This is a genomic window from Actinoplanes sp. NPDC049316 (assembly GCF_040677315.1).
Taxonomy (GTDB): Bacteria; Actinomycetota; Actinomycetes; order Mycobacteriales; family Micromonosporaceae; genus Actinoplanes.
Window position 1 is genome coordinate 102,458 of the sequence record NZ_JBFAQM010000018.1, and the last position, 17,478, is coordinate 119,935.

Here is a 17,478-nt window from a genome sequence, read left to right on the forward strand (position 1 = left end):
CGTGCTCACGGCGTACGGATGAAGGCAATGGAGATGGACGCAGCGCCTCGTCCGCGTGGTCGGCCTGCCCCGCGGTGGGCGCCCGTTCCGCGTCTACATCGACCCGGCGTAGGACGGCGCCGAGGAGGTCTCCCGCATCGGCGACCGCATCCGGTGCGAGTTCTACCGTTCCGTCAGCTACGAGGACCTGCTCGGGCCCGCTACGGAAGCTCCAGCGGGAGCTTGATGCCGTCGAGGGCGCTCCTGCACGGGCAGGAGCGCTCCCGGGGCAGCCTGGGCACGGCGTCCAGGAGCACCTCGCGCAGCTTCGCCGTGTTGTCCGCGAAGACCTTGAAGACCTCCTCCTGGGTGACCCCGTGGTCCCCGTCGACGCCCGCGTCCAGGTCCGTCACGAGCGCGATGGAGGTGTAGCAGAGCGCCAGCTCGCGGGCGAGTACCGCTTCCGGGTGACCCGTCATGTTCACGATCGTGCCGCCGATCGAGGTGAACCAGCGCGACTCGGCTCGCGTCGAGAACCGCGGCCCCTCCACCACCACCATCGTGCCGCCGTCCACCGGGCTCACCGCCGCGCCGGCCGCCAGCACCGCCCGCCGGCCGGCCGGGCAGTACGGGTCCGCGAACGACACGTGCACCGCGCCGCTGTCGTAGAACGTCTGCTCGCGCCCGCTCGTGCGGTCGATGAGCTGATCGGGCACGACGAACGTGCCGGGCCCCAGCTCAGGCCGCAGGCCACCGACCGCGCAGGGCGCGATGATCTGGCGTACGCCCAGGGAGCGCAACGCCCACAGATTGGCCCGGTAGGGAATCCGGTGCGGCGGGAATCGATGGTCGCGGCCGTGCCGCGGGAGGAAAGCGACCCGCCGGCCGCCCACGTCGGCCAGCGTGATCCGGTCCGAGGGAGCACCGTACGGCGTGGACACCTCGCGCTCCGTCGCGCCGTCGAGGAGCGCGTACAGCCCCGATCCGCCGATGACGCCGATCTCCGCCTCAGGGTGTCGCTCGTTCATGCGCAGACCTTATCGGTGGCGGGAACCGCAAGCTAATGTCCAAGCATGGCGCGAAGGCGAGGCTGTGGTGTTCAGTGAAGAGCAGCGCATCGGAGGTCGATCGGTGGAGTCGATGACCGGGCAGCTGCTGGTCGCGACCCCGACCCTCAAGGACCCCAACTTCGACCGTACGGTCGTGCTGCTCGTCGCCCACGAAACCGGGGGCGCGCTGGGCGTGGTGCTCAACCGCGCCACCGAGGTGCCGGTCGCGGAGGTCCTCGGCGACTGGGGCACCCTCGCCGGCGATCCCGCCGTGCTCTTCGAGGGCGGCCCGGTCCAGCCGGAGTCGGCCATCTGCCTGGCCCGTACCCGCCCGGAGGTCAAGAAGCGGGTCACCGGCTTCCACCAGGTCGCCGGCGCCCTCGGCACGGTCGACCTCTCCGCCGACCCGGACCGGCTGCGCGAGAGCGTCGCGGGCATCAGGGTCTTCGCAGGGTATTCGGGGTGGTCGCCGGGGCAGCTCGAGGACGAGATCGCGTCCGGCTCGTGGTTCGTCTTCGACGCGCTGCCGGGGGACCCGTTCGTGAACCGGCCCGATGACCTCTGGGCCATGGTGCTGCGGCGGCAGGGCGACATCCTGGCCGCGGTGGCGCACTTCCCGCCCGACCCGTCTCTGAACTGAAGTTCGGGGCCCCCGCGGTGGAGGCCGGCGGGGTGTGTACTATTTCCTTCGTGCCCGGGCGACCGGACATGGCAAGGGGCTGTGGCGCAGCTGGTAGCGCACCACACTGGCAGTGTGGGGGTCAGGGGTTCGAGTCCCCTCAGCTCCACGTCTGGCGGCTCCCTGTTCGCGGAAAGCGCGAACTGGGGGCCGTTTCGCGTTTCTGCTCCGGGGGCCGAGCCCCCGGACGCCCCGCGGTGCGGTTGCCGCGCCTCGGAGATCCCGTCGCGGTGGCTTCGGGTCTCGATCGTGGTCCCTGGCTGCCGGTTGGACTCGTGGGACTGGGCCTATGAGAGGGGCTTGGGGATGCAGTTCACGATGATCGGGATGGCGGTCGCGGCGGAGAACCCGACGGCGAGCGCCGCGTGGTTCGTTCAGCATTTCGGGTTCCGGGTCGGCGTCGATCTGGGCTGGTACGTGAACACCCAGCATGCTGATCACCCGACCATGGGCCTCGACTTCGTGCAGCGGGATCACCCGTCGTGGCCGCAGGCGACCCGGGGCCGGACGGTGGTCGGTACGTTGCTGGCGTTCGTGGTCGCCGACGTGGAGGCCGAGTACGAGCGGGCGCGGTCGGCGGGCCTGGAGATCGTCATGCCGTTGGTGACCGAGCCCTGGGGGCAGCGCCGGTTCCAGGTGGCGGCTCCCGATGGGCTGTTCGTCGAGGTGCTGCAGGCGGTGGCGCCGGATCCGCAGTGGCTCGCCGACAACGGGCTGGCCGGAGAGCCCGGCGCCTGAGGACGGAGGCGGTCCGGCGGCGCTAACCGTTGATCGGCGTCCACAGGCGGTCGACGGGCATGATGTGGATGCGGTCCTCGTAGGTGAACGAGCGCATCCCGGTGCTGAGCGCCACTCCGGCGATGAATCTGTCGCCGAGCGTGTCCCGTAGCGTCCGGAGGCCTTTGAGGTCGGCGCCGGCGACGCGTTCGTTTGCCTTGACTTCGAACGCCAGGACCCGGCCGTCATCGAACTCGATGACGTAGTCCACCTCGTCCCCGTCGTGAGTGCGCCAGTGGCCTGTGGAAACCTGCTCGTCGAGCCAGGAGACCTGCTTGCGAAGCTCGCCGACGACGAAGGTCTCGAGCAGGTGTCCGAATTCTGCCAAGGCTGTCGGGTCGAGGGCGGAGAGCTTGGCGGGTGTGACCCGCATGAGTCGAGCGGCCACCCCGGAGTCGATGACATGCACCTTCGGCGCTGCCGCGGCTCGCGCGCGTAGCGTCTTGCCCCAAGCGGGAAGACGGTCGATGAGGAAGAGGTCTTCGAGGAGGCGGACGTATTCCTCGATCGTCTTGCGCTCGCCGGTGAGTCCTTGGGAGGCGTTGGACAAGTTCAGCACCTGGCCGGTGCGTCCGGCGAGCCGACCCAGCAGTTCACGCAGCATGGAGCGCTGACGTATCCGGACGAGTTCGATGGCGTCGCGTTCCAGGGACTGGCGGACATAGTCGTCGAACCACCGGTCTCGCGCGGGTCCTGCCCGGCGCAGGGCCAGCGGGAACCCTCCGGCGCAGAGCCGGTCGACATACTCCGTGCGGGCGGTCGTCGAGGCAGGGCGGGCGGCGACGGCCGCGTCGGGCTCCGCGCGAAGCGCCGGCAGGAAGTCCTCCGTGACGCCGCTTATCTCGCCCTGCGACAGAGGCCAGATCGTCATGGTGTGCAGCCGACCGGTGAGCGCCTGCGCCGTGCGGGGCAGCGCGTCCTGGCGGGTGGATCCGGTCAGCACAGCGGTCCCCGGCAGCGTGCCCTCGCGGTTGAGTCGAGCCTTCAGCGCATCGAGGATCTGGGGAGCGTGCTGGTATTCGTCCACGCACAGCAAGCCGATCGTCCCCACGGCCGTCTGCGGGTTGGCCACCACGGCATCCCGGGTCCCGAGATCGTCCAGGTCCAGAACGGGCGCGTGTCGAGCGTCGGCCAGGGCCCTCAGAACCGTTGATTTGCCGACGGAGCGCGGACCGTGCAGGGCGATGACCGGCTCTTCTCGGAGCAGACCTTCGATCAGCGCGGACACGCGCCGCTCGGCGATCTTGGCGAGTGGCGCGTCCATGCTTGTCCCCCGAGATCTCAGGCACCTCGACCGAGGCTGAAACTACCAAAATCGGAGGCTCTTAGCTACCAAAATTGGAGACAGCTGAACTACCCAATTTTGAGCAGGAAACGCAAGCGATGGTTGCGGTTCTCGGATGGGTGGGCGTAGGTTTTGTGCAACCAAAGGTTGCAGGAGGGTTGTCATGGAGTTCGAGTCCATCGAGCGGGAGATCTACGTCGAAGCCGCCCCCGAGGTCGTCTTCGAGGTGGTGAGCAGCCCCGACCACGTCAAGCACTGGTGGCCCGACGAGGCCCGCTACGACCCCACCCCCGGATCCACCGGCGAGATCGTCTTCGGTGACTGCAACGCCGGCGGGAAGGTTGTCGCGTTCACCGTTGTCGACGTACGGCCGCCGACGCTGTTCTCGTTCCGGTGGACTCAGCCCGCCGACGAAGCTGCCGCCGTCGGGAACTCGCTGCTCGTCACCTTCGATCTGACCCCTTCCGGGGACGGGACCGTGCTCAGGATGACCGAGACCGGGTTCCGGGAGATGGGCTGGGAGGCCGCCGTCCTGGAGGAGACGTACCGGGACCACGTCAGCGGGTGGGGTCACTTCCTGCCGCGGCTGGTGGCGTACGTGGCGAGCCTGCGGGTGCGGCCGTGAGCGCCGTCGCGGAGGTGGATGACGCGCTGTGGTCGGCGATCGGGGATCCGACGCGGCGGCGGATGCTCGATCTGCTGCTGGTCGACGGGGTCGGCACCGCCACCTCGCTGAGCCGGCAGATGCCCGTCACGCGGCAGGCCGTCGCCAAGCATCTGGGGGTTCTCGACCGGGCCGGGCTGGTGCGGGGGACGCCGGACGGCCGGGAGCGGCGGTACCGGGTCGATGATGCGCAGTTGGCGCGGGCGGTAGCTCAGCTTTCCTCCGTGGGGTCGGCGTGGGACGCGCGGTTGCAGCGGATCAAGCGGATCGCCGAGACGATTCAGCGTCAGCAGCAGGATTGACGAGAGCGAGGAAGCGACATGGCCGACATTCTGCATCGGGTCGGGGTCGAGACCCCGACGCCGGAGAAGGTGTACGCGGCGCTGACCACGGTCGACGGCCTCCGGGGGTGGTGGACGGACGACACGAAGGAGAGCGACGGTGTGCTGCAGTTCCGGTTCCCGCTGGGCGGCTTCGACATGGAGGTCGTCGACCGGCGGCCGAACGAGCGGGTGACGTGGCGGGTGGTCGACGGGCCGGAGGAGTGGGTCGGGACCACGATCGACTGGGGGCTCCGGCAGGACGGGGACTACACGATCGTGCTGTTCAAGCATCAGGGGTGGCGCGAGCCGGTGGAGTTCATGCACCACTGCAGCACGAAGTGGGGCACGTACCTGATGAGTCTGAAGTCGCTGGTGGAGACCGGGGTGGGGGCTCCCTCGCCGCGGGACGTACGGGTCGACGACTGGGATTAGGGCGCGGGCCGTCAGGGGTGGCGGTGCAGGCGGCGCAGCGCCAGGGCCAGCTGGAGCCGGAGGCGGCCGTGCGGGTCGCGTACGGTCCAGCCCAGCAGGTGTTCGGCGTGCGCGACGCGGTCCTGCAAGGTCGAGTGGTGGACGCGGAGGGCCGTCGCGGCCGCGCGGAGGCTGATGGTGTCGGCGACCGCTTGCAGGGTCGCCGGCATCCAGGGCGCGGCCGAGGCCGCGTGGTCCAGGGCCCGGACGTCGGGCAGCGACGACCGGTCGCCGAGCTCGGCGAGCAGGGCCAGCGCGCCCAGGTCGTCGTGATGGACGACGGTCGGTCCCGGATCCTCGTCCGTGCCGTCCGCCGCGAAGCGCAGGGCGACCCTGGCCGCCGTCCAGGACGACGGAAGATCCAGCACGGGTACGGCCGGGCCGATGCCGGCTCGGCCCGTCACCGGCGGCGGGGTGCCGGCGAAGACCCGCGGGCCCGTTTCCAGTGCGACGGCTGCCGCTTTTCCCGCGGGGTCCAGGCCGAGGCGGCGGGCGGCCTGCCGGCGTACGTCCGGAGGGGCCGACGCGTCCACGACCAGCTCGACCGACGCGGGGTCGGCGGCCGGGGCGCGGCCCCGGGTGCGGTCGAGGACCGCCTTCGCCGCGCCCGCCGCCCGTTCCAGGATCATCGCTTCCACCGGTCCGGGCGGCCCGGGTCTCTCCAGTGTGAGGGTCGCCGGACCGGCCGCAGCCGACAGCCAGGCCGGGTCCGGCGGACCGTCCGTCCAGGCGCTCTCGCCCCGCTGGGTGACGCGCAGGCGGACCCGGCGCTGCTCGTCGACGAGCCGGGCCGGGCAGTCCGCCAGGACCGCCGCGCCGCGCACGATCGCGGTGAGACCCGCGTGCGACTCCATCAAGCTGTCGAAGTACGCGATCACGCGCAGCGCGGCGCCCGCGTCGGCGTCCAGCGCGGCGAGGCGGACTGCCAGGTCCTTCATGGTGGAAGAGGTTAGGCGTCCAGAAGGCGGCGGAGCCACCGTACGCGGGCAGCCTTGGCCTCCTGGGACAGCGCGGCCTGCGGCACCATGCCGTCGAAGCCGTGGAACCCGCCGGGCCAGACGTGCAGTTCCGCCACGCCGCCGGCCTGCCAGATGCGGGATGCGTACGCCACGTCCTCGTCGCGGAACGTCTCCGCCGAGCCGACGTCGATGAACGCCGGGGGCAGGCCGCCGAGATCCGTGGCGCGGGCGGGCGCGGCGTACGGCGACACGTCCGGCCCGCCGCGCGCGTCGCCGAGCAGGGCCGTCCAGCCGGTGTCGTTGGCCGTACGGTCCCAGACGCCGAGCCCGGCCATCTGGATCGCCGACGGGGTGTCGTTGCGGTCGTCGAGCATCGGGCAGATGAGCACCTGACCCTTGAGCGCGGGACCACCCTTGTCCCGGGCCATCAGCGCGAGGGCCGCCGCCAGCCCGCCGCCCGCGCTCCCGCCGGCCACCAGCAGACGGTCCGGGTCGAAGCCGAGCTCGTCGGCGTGCCCGGCGGTCCAGAGCAGGCCCGCGTAGCAGTCGTGGACCGGGCCGGGGTGCGGCGTCTCGGGGGCGAGCCGGTATTCGACCGACACCACGACCAGGCCGAACTCCTCGGCCCAGTCCAGCATCTCGGGTACGCCCGTCCGGTTGTCGCCGATGATCATGCCGCCGCCGTGCGTGTGGTAGACGCAGCCGAGCGCGCCTGCGGGTGCGGTCGGGCGGCAGATGAGCAGGGAGACGTCCGGGTCGCCGTCGAGGCCGGGTACGAGCCGCTCCTCGATCGTGAACTTGCCGTCGCGGCGCAGCTCGTCGTCGGTGGGGCGGGTCAACGGGCTGTCGGCGCGCAGGGCGGGGATCAGGTCGGCGGTCAACTCGCTCGGCCGCTCCTCGGCGACGGCGGCCAGTGCGGCGCCCAGCTCGGGGTCGAACGGCGGTGGCGTGGCCACGGACAGCGTCATGCGAGCCTCCTGGAGGGTACGGCCGGTCACGGCCGGGGCGATCGGTGTGATCAGAATGGTCCGTCCGGGACGGGCCGGGCCAGCGCCAGGCGGCGGACGTTACCCGCCATTCGGCGGTTCTGCCCGTGGCAGAACGGGGTCGTGCGGGGCGGCGGCGGGCCGGCCGGGCCGCCATCATCGGGGCATGGCCGGCTTCTCGCTCCAGGTGCAACCCGTCGACGCCGCCGAATGGATCGGCACCGCCCGCCGGGCCGAGGCGGCCGGCTTCGACACGCTGACCGCCGCGGATCATCCCGGCTCGTGCGCCGCGCCGTTCGTCGCGCTGGCGGCCGCCGCCGCGGTCACCACCCGGATCAAGCTCGGGTCGTACGTGGTGAACGCCGGGGTGCGGGAGCCGATGCTGCTCGCCGCCGACGTCGCCACGCTCGACGTGGTGTCGGGCGGTCGCGCGGTGCTGGGCATCGGCGCCGGTCACACGCCCGTCGAGTGGGAGGCGGTCGGCCGGGTCCGGCCCGGCGTGCAGGCCCGCGCCGACCGCTGCATCGCCGTCATGGAGGCGACGCGGCGGCTGCTGGCGGGCGACAAGGTGACGGTCGACATTCCCGAGCTGACCATGCACAACGCGCTGCTCGACCGGCCGAGACCCGTGCAGGAACCCGTACCGCTGCTCGTGGGCACGGCGAATTCGCGGCTGCTGCGCTGGGCGGGGGAGCACGCCGACATCGTCGGGCTGACCGGTTTCGGCCGGACGAAGGCCGACGGTCATCAGCACGAGGTGCGCTGGCGGCTCGCCGACATCGACGCTCAGGTGGGTCTGGTCCGCGCCGGGGGCGATGCCGTGCTCGAGGCGCTGGTGCAGCAGGTGGAGATCACCGATGACGCGGACGCGGCGCTGGCACAGACCGCCCGTGACCTCGGCATGAGCGTCGGTGAGCTGCGCGAGGTGCCGTTCCTGCTGGTCGGCTCAGCCGACGAGATCGTCGCGGCGGTGCGCCGGAACCGGGAGCGGTGGGGCATCACCCGGTACGCGGTCCGCCGCCCCGCCCTCGAAATGCTCGGGCCGCTGCTGCCCCGCCTGGCCGAGGTCTGATCCTCTCCGCCTGCCGTACGACGAGGACGGAGCGGAAGCCGGCGCCGGCCGACGGCAGCTCACTCCCGGAAAAGCTCGCGCTCCACCGTGGCCCGGTAGTCCACGTAGATCTGTTTGTACCGGGCGATCGCGTTCTCGTTGTCGCCGCGTTCGAGCAGCTCCAGCACCTCGTCGTGGCCCTTGATCCAGACATCCCAGAGGTCGCTGTCCGCGCCCATCGCCAGGATGCGCAGGGTGCGGGCGACCACCAGATCGACCATGGACTGCAGCTCGCGGTTGCCGCTGGCCAGGATCACGATGGTGCTGAAGTCGGCGCCGGCCGCGCCACCGGCGAGGACGTTGCCGGCGCGCAGGCCCTCGACGAACTCCTTCTGCCGCTGGCGCATGAGGTCGAGGTGGGTCGCGGTGAGGTTCTCCACCCCCCACTCGAAGCCGGCGCAGGCGAGCACGCTCATGACGTCGATGAGCTCGAGAGCGTTCTTGTGGGTCACCTTGGTGACGTGGCGCGTGCGGTTGGGGGCGATGTCGATCAGCCCCTCGACGGACAGCTGGGCGATCGCCTCGCGGACCGGCGTGATGCTGACCCCGAGACGCGCGGCGAGCTCCGCGTCCTTGATCAGAGTGCCGGGCGGGAGTTCGCCGGTGACTATCTCGTTGCGCAGCTGACGCACCACGGCGGCCGTGCGGGTCGGCGGAACCGTGTAGGACATACCCGGCAGCCTACCCACCGTGACGACGCGGCGGGAGCGTACCCGTGACGGCTTTTCCCGGGGCATGCTGAACGGGTGCCGGACGCCGTACCGCTGATCGATCTCGACCTGGCGCCGCCGCCCCCGCGGGCCGAGCCGGCGCTGCTGCGCCGGCGGCTCGCCCCGCCGCGGGCCGCGCTGATCGCGGCTCTGCCGGCCGTGCTGCTGCTGACGATGACCGCGGCGACGCCACCGGCGCCGGCGCTGGTCCCGGTCCTGTCCGCCGGGGGCACGGCCGCGGCGGCGTTCACGCTCGGGCCGGCCGCCCTCTACACGGCGACCTTCGGTCAGAACCCCGACAGCGAGTCCGGGGTACGCCGGTACGACCTGCCGGGCGGAGCGCAGGTGTGGGCGACGGCCCTGCCACAGAACGTGCAGTCGCTGCGACTCGAGCCGCAGTCCGGCGTCCTGCTGGCCCGTTCCGGCTCGGATCCCCGGATGACGTTCCTCGATGCCGCCGACGGGACGGTGTTGTGGCGCCTGGCCGCGCCGGGCATCTCGGCGGTCACGATGGTCGGCGGCAAGGTGCTGTTGCGGACGGACCTCGCCGGCGACCGGATGGAGCTGAAGCTGGCGGACGCGCGGACCGGCGCACCACTGTGGACGCGCACGCTGGACGGCAATTCGGAACTGCGCGACGACGCCCTCCGCGGGCGGCCGCCACGGCGGATCGTCGTGCTCGGCCGCGACGGCCACGTCACCACGCTCGATCTGGCCGACGGGCGCGTGCTCGGCGAGGGGGAGCTGGGCGTACGGCTGCCCGCGGAAGAGACAAGCGGCACCGGTGTGGACGTCTCGGGCGACGAGGTTTACGTGTCGCGGCGAGACGAGGGGCGGGTGTCGCTGACGGCGTACCGGCTGCCCGCTCTGACGCTCACGTGGCAGGTCCAAGGTGGACTTTCCGGGACGGTGTACGACTGCGGCCGGGTGCTCTGCCTCGCGGACGGCCGCCGGGTGAGTGCCCTCGACCGCGCCGACGGCTCGGTGCTCTGGTCCAGCCTGGCGTGGGGCTCGGCCGGCCCGACCCGCGACGGCCGGCTGATCGCCGCCACCGGGCAGGACGACCCCGAGACGGCCGAGATCGATCCCCGGTCCGGCGTGGTGCTGCGGCCGCTGGGCCACACCTTCTTCGTCGGCGACGCCGAGCTGCGCGGCGACACCACGATTCCCGGCCGCACCTGGGTCCGCGTCACCGGTAGCGACGGCGCCGCGCACACGGTCGGTTCGCTCGACACGGCGGCGCCGTACGGGTGTGAGGCGAGCGGGCCCTACCTCGCGTGCCCGACGACCGCGGGCCCCACCGGCGTCTGGCGCTTGCCCCTCACGTAGCGGGAGGACCTAGCGTCAGGGTCATGAGCACGGACGAGACCACCTGGGCCGTCGGCGAGCTGGCCGAGGCCACCGGCCTGACCGTGCGCGCCCTGCACCACTACGACGAGATCGGCCTGGTACGCCCGTCGCGCCGCAGCTCCGCGGGACACCGCCGCTACACCGCGGACGACGTACGGCGGTTGCACCGGGTTCTGGCCCTGCGCGGCTTCGGGTTCGCACTGGGCGAGATCGGCGCGCTGCTCGACGACCGGGCAGACGGGCCGGACGTGCGCGAGCTCCTGCGCCGCCAGCTCGACCAGGTCGTCGACCGCATCACGCGGGCTCACGACCTGCGCCGGCGGCTCGAGGCGGTGCTGGGGCGGTTGGAGGCCGCGGGCGAGGCGTCCGCGGCGGTGCTGGTCCGATTGATCGAGGGGATGACCGCTGTGGAACACACGTACACGCCGGAGGAGCTGGAACGGATGGCCGCGACGAGGCGTGAGATGGCAGAGAGACTGAGCCCGGAGGAACTCGCCGCGATGGCGGAGCGCCGCCGGGCGGCCTGGGAGAGCATGACGCCGGAGCAGCAGGAAGAGATGCGGCGGAGCCGCCCCTCACTGTCGCAGTGAAGGGCGGCCGCCCACGTCACTTCTCCTTGGTGTTGCTGAGCACCAGCGGCGCGTTGAAGTACGGCGGAGCGTTCCATTTCTGCAGCTCGTCGCCCGTGCAGGGAGCGACCTTCACCTTGGCGGTGCCGTCGCTGGGATGGACGTCCGGGCTGGGCACCGTCAGGTCGGTCGGGGTGAGGCAGTTACCGTTGGTGTCGACGATGCGGTAGCTGGTGACCGGGTTGCCGGTGTCGCCGTACACGATCCATTCCATGTTCTTCTCGGGGATCGGGCCCGCGCCCTTCGCCGGGCAGGGCTTCATGGTGACGTAGCCGCTGATCGAGTCCGGGGTCCGCAGGCAGTATCCGGGGTTGCCCGGGCCGTAGGTCCGGATGCGTTCCGTGTTCGCGTTCTTCAGGTCGACTGAGATGTCCGGCAGCGCCCACTGCTGATTCCAGGAGACGTTCTTGTTCGGGTCCTGCTTGCAGAACCACACGATCATGTAGCCGAAGGTGGGCGTGTGGTTCGTGACGTCGAGGCAGCGGCTGAACTGCTTGTAGTTGACCACTTGATGGGTCGCGGCGGAGGCCATGCCGGCGCCGGCCTTCGCCTCGGGCCGGAAGACGTTCTTGTTCGTGACGCCGCCGCAGCCGCCGATGACCAGGACGTCCGGCGTTCCCGCCGTCTTCAGGTTGAGGCAGTAAACGTCCAGGTTCACGCCGTCCGACGTGCCCTGGAAGTTGCCGTTGTTGTTGAGGCTCCACTGCTGCCGGGCGTTCTTGCCGAGGCAGGGCTGGAAGGTCACCGGGTCGTTCGGCTTGAGCGGCACCGGGGCGTCCAGGCACATGCCGTTCGGCGCCACGCCCGTCTCCGAGCCGACCAGCTTGAGGTTGAGGTACTCGTTGTACGCGAAACGCTGGTCGCTGGTTCCGCCTTTGCACCACTGCATCCTGACCGCGGTGCCGGCGGCGGGTGTCGCGTCCGCACCGCCGTCCATGCACAGCTGCTGCGGGCTGGTCGGGGCGGCGAGCCGGATCACGCCGCCGGTGATGTTCTCGTTGGTGGTCTTGAAGGTGTACGTGGCCTCGAGGGTGCGCGTACCGGCGCTGCCCTTGGTGAGCGTGGCCGTGGCGACGCCGGAGCCGGTCGCGGTGATGACGGCCGTCGACGGGACGCTGACCGGGGGGCACGCCAGCAGCGCGGGCGTCGGGTCGGTGGCGTCGTCGGGTACGCCGTAGTACGCGATCTCCACGCCGTAGTACAGCAGCGAGTCCTTCGCGTTCAGCATGCCGCCGCTGTCCTGGCTGCCCGTGAACGTGCAGGGCGGCAGGCTCTCCAGGATGCCCTTCATGATCGGGGAGCCGTCCGTCGCCGTGCCCGGGGTGCCGGCGGCGCGCAGCTGGCCGAGCGCCACGTCGATGCCGATCTGCGCGGCGTCGAGCGCCACCGTGCGCGAGTCGGCGGTCCGGGTCGTGGTGAACTGAGTCACGACGACCGGCACCAGGCTCGCGGTCAGCGACATGGCGACCATGGTGACCAGCAGCGCCATGGGCATCGAGCCCTCGTCGCGTGGCCGTCCGCGCCGCAACGGGTTCCTCACGGGGTCGGCCTCCCTTCGCTGCAGTCGTTCGAGGCGGGCGTGGTCTGGGTGGTGTTGAGCGCGGTGAACGTGGTGTCGATCTGCGCGGTACCGGCCCCGGATCTCGTGGTGAGCTTGATCCGCAGCCGCTGGAAGACGGTTTGGAAGCTCGTGCCGACGGGACCGCCGCTGGGCGTGGCCGTCGGGCTCGCGTACGGGGTCGCGCCGTACGCCTGCTTCTCGAAGAACGGCCGTTTGTCGGCCGTCGTGACGACCTGCGAGGCGATGGTCTGGCCCGGCGTGCCGGCCGGTGGCGGGGCGCCCTGGGTCCAGGTGAGCAGCCGCAGCACCCCGAGATTCTGCGGGCCGGGCACGAGCTGGAGCTGGAAGCACGTCTTCGGGTCCGGACCGGCGAACTCCACGTACCAGGGGCCGGTGGTCGACGCGGTCTGGCTGCTCGGGGTGCTGACCCAGGACGCGTAGCGCAGCTCCCGGTCGAAGCGCTGGAAAGCGCGGCTCAGCTCGTTCTGCGAGTCGCTCAGTGTCTCGGTGGTGTTGACCGTGCGGTAGATCTGCACGATCGCGCCGGTGAAGAGCACCATCACCACGGACATGACCGCGAGCGTCACGAGCAGCTCCGCCAGCGACGCGCCGGCGTCGTCCGTGCGGCGCCGCATCATGTCACGGTCCAGGTGAACATCTGCTTGGCCCAGCTCGTGCCGCTGGTCACGATCAGGGTCACGTGGTAGGTGCCCTTGACCGTCGGCTTGCCGCTGACCGTGGCGGTCGTCGTGTTGCCGGGACCGGTGGAGGTCCGGGCGATCGTCACGCCCGGCGGCAGGCCGGTCGCCGTCCAGGTGTGCGAGTTCGGGTTGGACCCGGTCGAGCCCGCGGTGAAGCTCACCGAGGTGTTCACGGCCGTACTGCGGTCCGGGTTGGTCGGCGACGTGATCGTCAGGTCGCCACCCGAGCTGGGGGTCACGGTGCAGACCACCGTCATCGTCGCGGTGCCGCCGGCGTCGTCGGTCACCGTCACCGTGACGACGTACCGGGTGCCGTGCCGCACCACGCCGCTGACCTCGCCGGTCTTCGGGTCCATCGTCAGCCCGTCCGGCAGGTTCTGCGCCTGCCAGGTGTACGGCCCCAGGCCGCCCCAGGCGTACGGCGTGAACGTGCCGACGTTGGTGTTGTTCGTCATGCTCTGCGGCCCGGGGTTGTACAGCTGCACCGGCGTCAGCACGCGCCACGAGAACGTGGCCGTGACGGCGCGCTTCCCGGCGTCGGTCACCGTGATCGTCGTGGTGAGCGCCTGCACGGTGGTCGGCGTGCCGGTGATGAGACCCGTCGACGTGCTGTACGTGAGCCCGGCCGGCAGACCGGTGATGCTCCACGTCAGTGGCGCCTGCCCACCGGTCAGGACCGGCTGGAGGCTCACCGCGGTGCCGGTCCGGCTCGTCCGGTTGCCCGGGTTGGTGAGCGCCGGGGCCTGGAAGACCTTCCACGTGAAGCTGGAGTCGTCGGTGCGCTTGTCCCGGTCGATCACGGTCACCGTGACCGAGGACGTGCCGGCCGTCGTCGGCGTACCGCTGATCAGGCCGGTTGCGGCGGCGATCGTGAGGCCCGCGGGCAGGCCGGTCGCCGACCAGGTCAGCGGCGGGGTGCCGCCCGACGTGACCGGGAGGCTGACGGTGTCGCCCACATAGCTCACCTGAGCGGCGAGGCCGTTGATCGTGGGTGGCGGCAGCTTGGTGTTGAAGACGGGGTCGATGCCGATGCTGGTCATCGTCGAGGCCAGGTACGCGCAGACGTGATCCACGGTCGTGCACGCGCGGCTGGTCCAGGTCGTGGCCACCACGACGCGGTAGAACGCCGGGCCGGCCGGGGTCACGGTGGCGTCGGCGGGTGCGGTGCACGCGCCCACGACGGGCGGGCTGCCGGCGGCCACGCCCTGCCAGCACTTGCCGACGTACCACTGGGTGTTGTAGGTGGTGCCGTTCACGACGGTCTCCACGGCCTTGGTGGGCAGCGGCGCCAGCCGGCCGTCGGTGGAGCCTGCGGGAAGCATCGGATCCGACGCCGACCGCATCGTGGCGAGCCGCGACTTCACCACCGCGGGGGCGGTGTCCCACTGCTCCTTGACGCTCTGCTCGCCGCGCCCGGTCAGCAGCGACTTCGGGTTCAGGGCCCGGACCCGCTCGAGCCCGTCGGTGGCGAGCTGGATCGCGACCTGCTGGTCGGCCTGCTGGTTGCTGGCGGCGAGCGTACGGGTCATGAACGGCACCGAGGCGCCCATCACGGTCCCGATGATCGCCATCGCGACCAGCACCTCGACCAGCGAGAAGCCGCCGTCACCCGCGGCGCGCCGGCGGGGCGTGCGCGGTACGGCGACAGCGGCTCGGTCGGTCGGCATGACCGTCTCTTCGGTCGGCGGGACCGGGACTTGAGGATTGCCGGGCTCACGCCGCGGGATCGGCCTCCACCAGCAGGTGCCGGGGGACGCCGGCCTCGTCGAGGATGCGCTCGACCGCCGCGATGGAGAGCCAGTCGAGCACGTCGTCGCCGTGCACGATGCGGTACCAGCGGGTCCGGCCCCGGCGGACCACCTCGACCCGCCAGGCACCGTCCGGCGTCTGCATCGCGCCCTCGACGTCGCCCATCAGTTCGTGGTGACCGTGGGCGCCCCGGCGCCGACCGGCGGCGCCACGAACGCCTTGACCGTGAGGCTCAGACGCAGATCCTTCGGATTCTGGCTCTCGCTGTTGGCGAGGCTGGCGGATTCGATCAGAACCGCGCGCTTCTGGTCGCTGCCCTGCAACTGACCGAGGAAGTCGTCCAGCTCGTCCGGTTCGCCGTCGGCGATGAGCTGGATCTCGATGGACCAGACGCCGGGCACGGACTCGTCCTTCGTCGGGGTGCCGACGGTCAGCGCGCTGACATCGGCCCCGACCTCGGAGCCCGAGGCCTGCAGCTGCCGCAGGAACGCGGGAACCCCGGAGTCGGCCGGCAGCGCGTCCCGGTAGGCGTCCCTCGTGGCGGTGAGCTGCTTCTCGTTCTTCTTGTCCGCCTCCAGCTTGGCGATCTGCTTGCGCAGCGCCACCATCTGGATCTGCGCCGTGCCGGTCTGGTCGTGGAGAGCGTCGGCGTCGGTGGACATCGTGCTGACCACGCCGAAGTACGTGCCGGCGACGAGCAGGACGACGACCAGGAAGCCGGCGGCCAGCCAGAGCCGGTTGCCGTAACGGATAGTCATCACTTGCCTCCGCTCGGCTTGCAGGCCTGGCCGAACCGGCCGCACAGCGCCTTCTGGGTGATGTCGACGGTGAGGCTGAACGTCACGTTGCCGGCCTCGGTCGACGCGACGTTCGTCACGTACGGGTTGGCCAGCGTCGGCTGCTTGGCGAGCAGGTCCACGTACGCGGCGACGGCCTTCTTGTCGGGGGCGGTGCCGGTGACGACGACCTGTCCGATCGAGCCGGACTTGCTGGTGCTGGGCAGGGCACTGGAGGCCTCCGGGGCATCGCCGGCGGTGGTCAGCTTGCCGTTGACCCCGGTGACCTCGATGTCCACCGGCTGGCCGGTGGTACGCAGCAGCATGAGCAGCGCGCCCCAATCGAGGTCCCTGGCCATGACCGACTTGAGCTGCTTCTTGAGCAGTTCGGTGTCGCTGCGCACCTTGACCACGTCGGCGTACTCGCGCTGGTCGCGCTGCAGGGCGAGCACCTGGGTGGTGGCCTCGGTCAGCTCCCGGTCGGCCAGCTGCTTCTGGTTGTTGGCGTACGCGACCCAGCCCCCGCAGGCGGCGGCCACGAGGAGCACGAAGACGATCACCCAGATCCGGGTACGGCGGCCCTGCCGCGCGCTGACGATCTCCTCGGGCAGCAGGTTCGCCGAGATCGTCAGCAGCCGGGTGGTCCGCTGCGGGGACGCCGCCGGGTCGACCGGCATGAGGGTGGTGGCCATCAGGCTGCCGCTCCCAGAGTCAGGCCGATCGACACCGCCGCCGACGGCAGGAAACTGTCGAATCCCCGCTCCCGGGCCTTGCGGGTGTCACGCAGGCGGCCGGCGTTGTCGGCGTACATCACCGACACGCCGAGCTGGCGCTGCACGTGCTCGGCCAAGCCGGGCATGAGTGCGCTGCCGCCGCAGAGCGAAACCCGGGTGACCTGCTTCTGGCGCTCGCCGGAGGCGAGGTACGTGAAGGAGCTGCGCAGCTCGCTGATGAGCGGCCGGACCGCGTCGGCCGCGGCGGTGGCGGTGTCCGGCCGGCCGTCGCCGTGCAGCCCGAAGCGGCACTTGACGGCCTCGGCCTCGGCCGGCGGGATGCCCAGCCGGGTGGCGATGCTCTCGGTGATCTCGACCCCGCCGCGCGGCACGGTACGCACGATCAGCGGCTCGCCGTCGGCGTGCACGACCACGCTGGTGACCTCGGCGCCGATGTCGACGATGGCCTCGACCTGGGCGTCCAGCCGGGAGGCGGCGCGCAGCAGGGCGAACGAGGCCAGGTCGACGTTGACGACGTGCAGGCCCGCCTTCTCCACCGCCTGGACCAGCTCCATCACCGCGTCCTTGGGGATGGCGATGAGCAGGCCGCGTACGGTCGGGTTGGTGCCCGGCTCCTCGAGCGGGCGGAAGTCCAGCAGCGAGCGCTCGACCGCCAGGGGCAGCATGTCACGCACCTGGAACGGCAGCGACTTGCGCATCTCCTTGGCCGGCAGGTTCGACACCGACATCTCGCGGACGACCAGCTGCGGGTTCGTCACGCCGAGCATGACCTTCTTGGTGGTGAACTTGCAGGCGGCCCAGAGCTGTTTGAGCGCCGAGGTGAGCGCGACCGGTTCCGCGAGGATGCCGCCCTGCACGGTTCCGGGCGGGAGGGGCACCTGGCCGAAGTTGGAGAGGGTGAAGTCGTCCTTGGCGCGGCGTACCTCCACGGCGCGGACGGACGACGAGCCGATGTCCAGCCCGATCGGATTGACGCCAGCCATCG

At 71.3% G+C, this 17,478-nt stretch carries 20 protein-coding genes and 1 tRNA gene; 9 read left to right on the forward strand and 12 right to left on the reverse strand.

Annotated features, from left to right (window positions below):
• Nucleotides 1–200: 200 nt before the first annotated feature.
• Complete coding sequence (locus AB0K03_RS25390) at nucleotides 201–1,007, reverse strand: S-methyl-5'-thioadenosine phosphorylase (protein ID WP_364689064.1); 807 nt, start codon at nucleotides 1,005–1,007, stop codon at nucleotides 201–203.
• A gap of 112 nt (nucleotides 1,008–1,119) precedes the next feature.
• Here AB0K03_RS25390 and AB0K03_RS25395 point away from each other — a divergent pair, with 112 nt between their 5' ends.
• The 3 genes from AB0K03_RS25395 to AB0K03_RS25405 all read left to right on the forward strand — a co-directional run bounded on the left by AB0K03_RS25395 (nucleotide 1,120) and on the right by AB0K03_RS25405 (nucleotide 2,445).
• Nucleotides 1,120–1,668 carry a YqgE/AlgH family protein gene (locus tag AB0K03_RS25395; RefSeq protein ID WP_364689238.1) on the forward strand — a complete coding sequence of 183 codons (549 nt, stop codon included), beginning with the start codon at nucleotides 1,120–1,122 and terminating at the stop codon, nucleotides 1,666–1,668.
• 75 nt (nucleotides 1,669–1,743) lie between these two features.
• A tRNA-Ala gene (locus AB0K03_RS25400) sits at nucleotides 1,744–1,816 on the forward strand.
• Between the two features lie 197 nt (nucleotides 1,817–2,013).
• The gene (locus tag AB0K03_RS25405) at nucleotides 2,014–2,445 is read left to right on the forward strand and encodes a VOC family protein (protein ID WP_364689066.1); all 432 of its coding nucleotides are present in this window, start codon (nucleotides 2,014–2,016) and stop codon (nucleotides 2,443–2,445) included.
• Nucleotides 2,446–2,467: 22 nt separating this feature from the next.
• On the opposite strand, the gene AB0K03_RS25410 is transcribed toward AB0K03_RS25405, so the two are convergent.
• Complete coding sequence (locus tag AB0K03_RS25410) at nucleotides 2,468–3,748, reverse strand: ATP-binding protein (RefSeq protein WP_364689069.1); 1,281 nt, start codon at nucleotides 3,746–3,748, stop codon at nucleotides 2,468–2,470.
• A 184-nt stretch (nucleotides 3,749–3,932) separates the two neighbouring features.
• Here AB0K03_RS25410 and AB0K03_RS25415 point away from each other — a divergent pair, with 184 nt between their 5' ends.
• The 3 genes from AB0K03_RS25415 to AB0K03_RS25425 are packed head-to-tail and all read left to right on the forward strand — an operon-like array spanning nucleotide 3,933 to nucleotide 5,188.
• On the forward strand, nucleotides 3,933–4,394 hold the full coding sequence (locus tag AB0K03_RS25415) for an SRPBCC family protein (protein WP_364689072.1): 462 nt from the start codon (nucleotides 3,933–3,935) through the stop codon (nucleotides 4,392–4,394).
• Complete coding sequence (locus AB0K03_RS25420) at nucleotides 4,391–4,735, forward strand: metalloregulator ArsR/SmtB family transcription factor (RefSeq protein ID WP_364689074.1); 345 nt, start codon at nucleotides 4,391–4,393, stop codon at nucleotides 4,733–4,735. Before AB0K03_RS25415 ends, AB0K03_RS25420 begins: the two co-directional genes overlap by 4 nt.
• Nucleotides 4,736–4,753: 18 nt before the next feature.
• Nucleotides 4,754–5,188 (forward strand): SRPBCC domain-containing protein, encoded by a 435-nt coding sequence (locus tag AB0K03_RS25425; RefSeq protein ID WP_364689077.1) that lies wholly within the window; start codon nucleotides 4,754–4,756, stop codon nucleotides 5,186–5,188.
• A gap of 11 nt (nucleotides 5,189–5,199) precedes the next feature.
• Here AB0K03_RS25425 and AB0K03_RS25430 read toward each other — a convergent pair whose 3' ends face one another.
• Entirely contained in the window at nucleotides 5,200–6,165 is a 966-nt protein-coding gene (locus AB0K03_RS25430) for a helix-turn-helix domain-containing protein (RefSeq protein ID WP_364689080.1), read from the reverse strand.
• A gap of 11 nt (nucleotides 6,166–6,176) precedes the next feature.
• On the reverse strand, nucleotides 6,177–7,154 hold the full coding sequence (locus AB0K03_RS25435) for an alpha/beta hydrolase (RefSeq protein ID WP_364689083.1): 978 nt from the start codon (nucleotides 7,152–7,154) through the stop codon (nucleotides 6,177–6,179).
• A 184-nt stretch (nucleotides 7,155–7,338) separates the two neighbouring features.
• On the opposite strand from AB0K03_RS25435, the gene AB0K03_RS25440 reads away from it, so the two are divergent.
• Nucleotides 7,339–8,244, forward strand: coding sequence for an LLM class flavin-dependent oxidoreductase (locus tag AB0K03_RS25440; RefSeq protein ID WP_364689086.1), 906 nt, complete (start codon nucleotides 7,339–7,341; stop codon nucleotides 8,242–8,244).
• 59 nt (nucleotides 8,245–8,303) lie between these two features.
• Here the strand turns inward: AB0K03_RS25440 and AB0K03_RS25445 are convergent, their stop codons facing one another.
• Nucleotides 8,304–8,954 carry a GntR family transcriptional regulator gene (locus AB0K03_RS25445; RefSeq protein ID WP_364689088.1) on the reverse strand — a complete coding sequence of 217 codons (651 nt, stop codon included), beginning with the start codon at nucleotides 8,952–8,954 and terminating at the stop codon, nucleotides 8,304–8,306.
• Between the two features lie 75 nt (nucleotides 8,955–9,029).
• Between AB0K03_RS25445 and AB0K03_RS25450 the strand changes: the two genes are divergently transcribed.
• Nucleotides 9,030–10,322 carry a PQQ-binding-like beta-propeller repeat protein gene (locus tag AB0K03_RS25450; protein WP_364689091.1) on the forward strand — a complete coding sequence of 431 codons (1,293 nt, stop codon included), beginning with the start codon at nucleotides 9,030–9,032 and terminating at the stop codon, nucleotides 10,320–10,322.
• A 23-nt stretch (nucleotides 10,323–10,345) separates the two neighbouring features.
• A complete protein-coding gene (locus AB0K03_RS25455; RefSeq protein ID WP_364689094.1) occupies nucleotides 10,346–10,933 on the forward strand; it encodes a MerR family transcriptional regulator in 588 nt (195 codons plus the stop codon).
• 16 nt (nucleotides 10,934–10,949) lie between these two features.
• Here AB0K03_RS25455 and AB0K03_RS25460 read toward each other — a convergent pair whose 3' ends face one another.
• The 7 genes from AB0K03_RS25460 to pilM are packed head-to-tail and all read right to left on the reverse strand — an operon-like array spanning nucleotide 10,950 to nucleotide 17,476.
• Nucleotides 10,950–12,512 carry a ricin-type beta-trefoil lectin domain protein gene (locus tag AB0K03_RS25460; protein WP_364689097.1) on the reverse strand — a complete coding sequence of 521 codons (1,563 nt, stop codon included), beginning with the start codon at nucleotides 12,510–12,512 and terminating at the stop codon, nucleotides 10,950–10,952.
• Entirely contained in the window at nucleotides 12,509–13,168 is a 660-nt protein-coding gene (locus AB0K03_RS25465) for a hypothetical protein (protein ID WP_364689100.1), read from the reverse strand. The genes AB0K03_RS25460 and AB0K03_RS25465 overlap by 4 nt, the downstream gene beginning before the upstream one ends.
• Nucleotides 13,168–14,901, reverse strand: a complete 1,734-nt coding sequence (locus tag AB0K03_RS25470; protein WP_364689103.1) for a putative Ig domain-containing protein — start codon at nucleotides 14,899–14,901, stop codon at nucleotides 13,168–13,170. Before AB0K03_RS25470 ends, AB0K03_RS25465 begins: the two co-directional genes overlap by 1 nt.
• A 46-nt stretch (nucleotides 14,902–14,947) precedes the next feature.
• On the reverse strand, nucleotides 14,948–15,148 hold the full coding sequence (locus AB0K03_RS25475; protein ID WP_249609201.1) for a hypothetical protein: 201 nt from the start codon (nucleotides 15,146–15,148) through the stop codon (nucleotides 14,948–14,950).
• Complete coding sequence (gene pilO, locus AB0K03_RS25480) at nucleotides 15,148–15,741, reverse strand: type 4a pilus biogenesis protein PilO (protein WP_364689106.1); 594 nt, start codon at nucleotides 15,739–15,741, stop codon at nucleotides 15,148–15,150. The genes AB0K03_RS25475 and pilO overlap by 1 nt, the downstream gene beginning before the upstream one ends.
• Entirely contained in the window at nucleotides 15,741–16,451 is a 711-nt protein-coding gene (locus tag AB0K03_RS25485) for a hypothetical protein (protein ID WP_364689109.1), read from the reverse strand. The genes pilO and AB0K03_RS25485 overlap by 1 nt, the downstream gene beginning before the upstream one ends.
• Nucleotides 16,451–17,476, reverse strand: a complete 1,026-nt coding sequence (gene pilM, locus AB0K03_RS25490) for a type IV pilus assembly protein PilM (RefSeq protein ID WP_364689111.1) — start codon at nucleotides 17,474–17,476, stop codon at nucleotides 16,451–16,453. The genes AB0K03_RS25485 and pilM overlap by 1 nt, the downstream gene beginning before the upstream one ends.
• Nucleotides 17,477–17,478 lie beyond the last annotated feature (2 nt).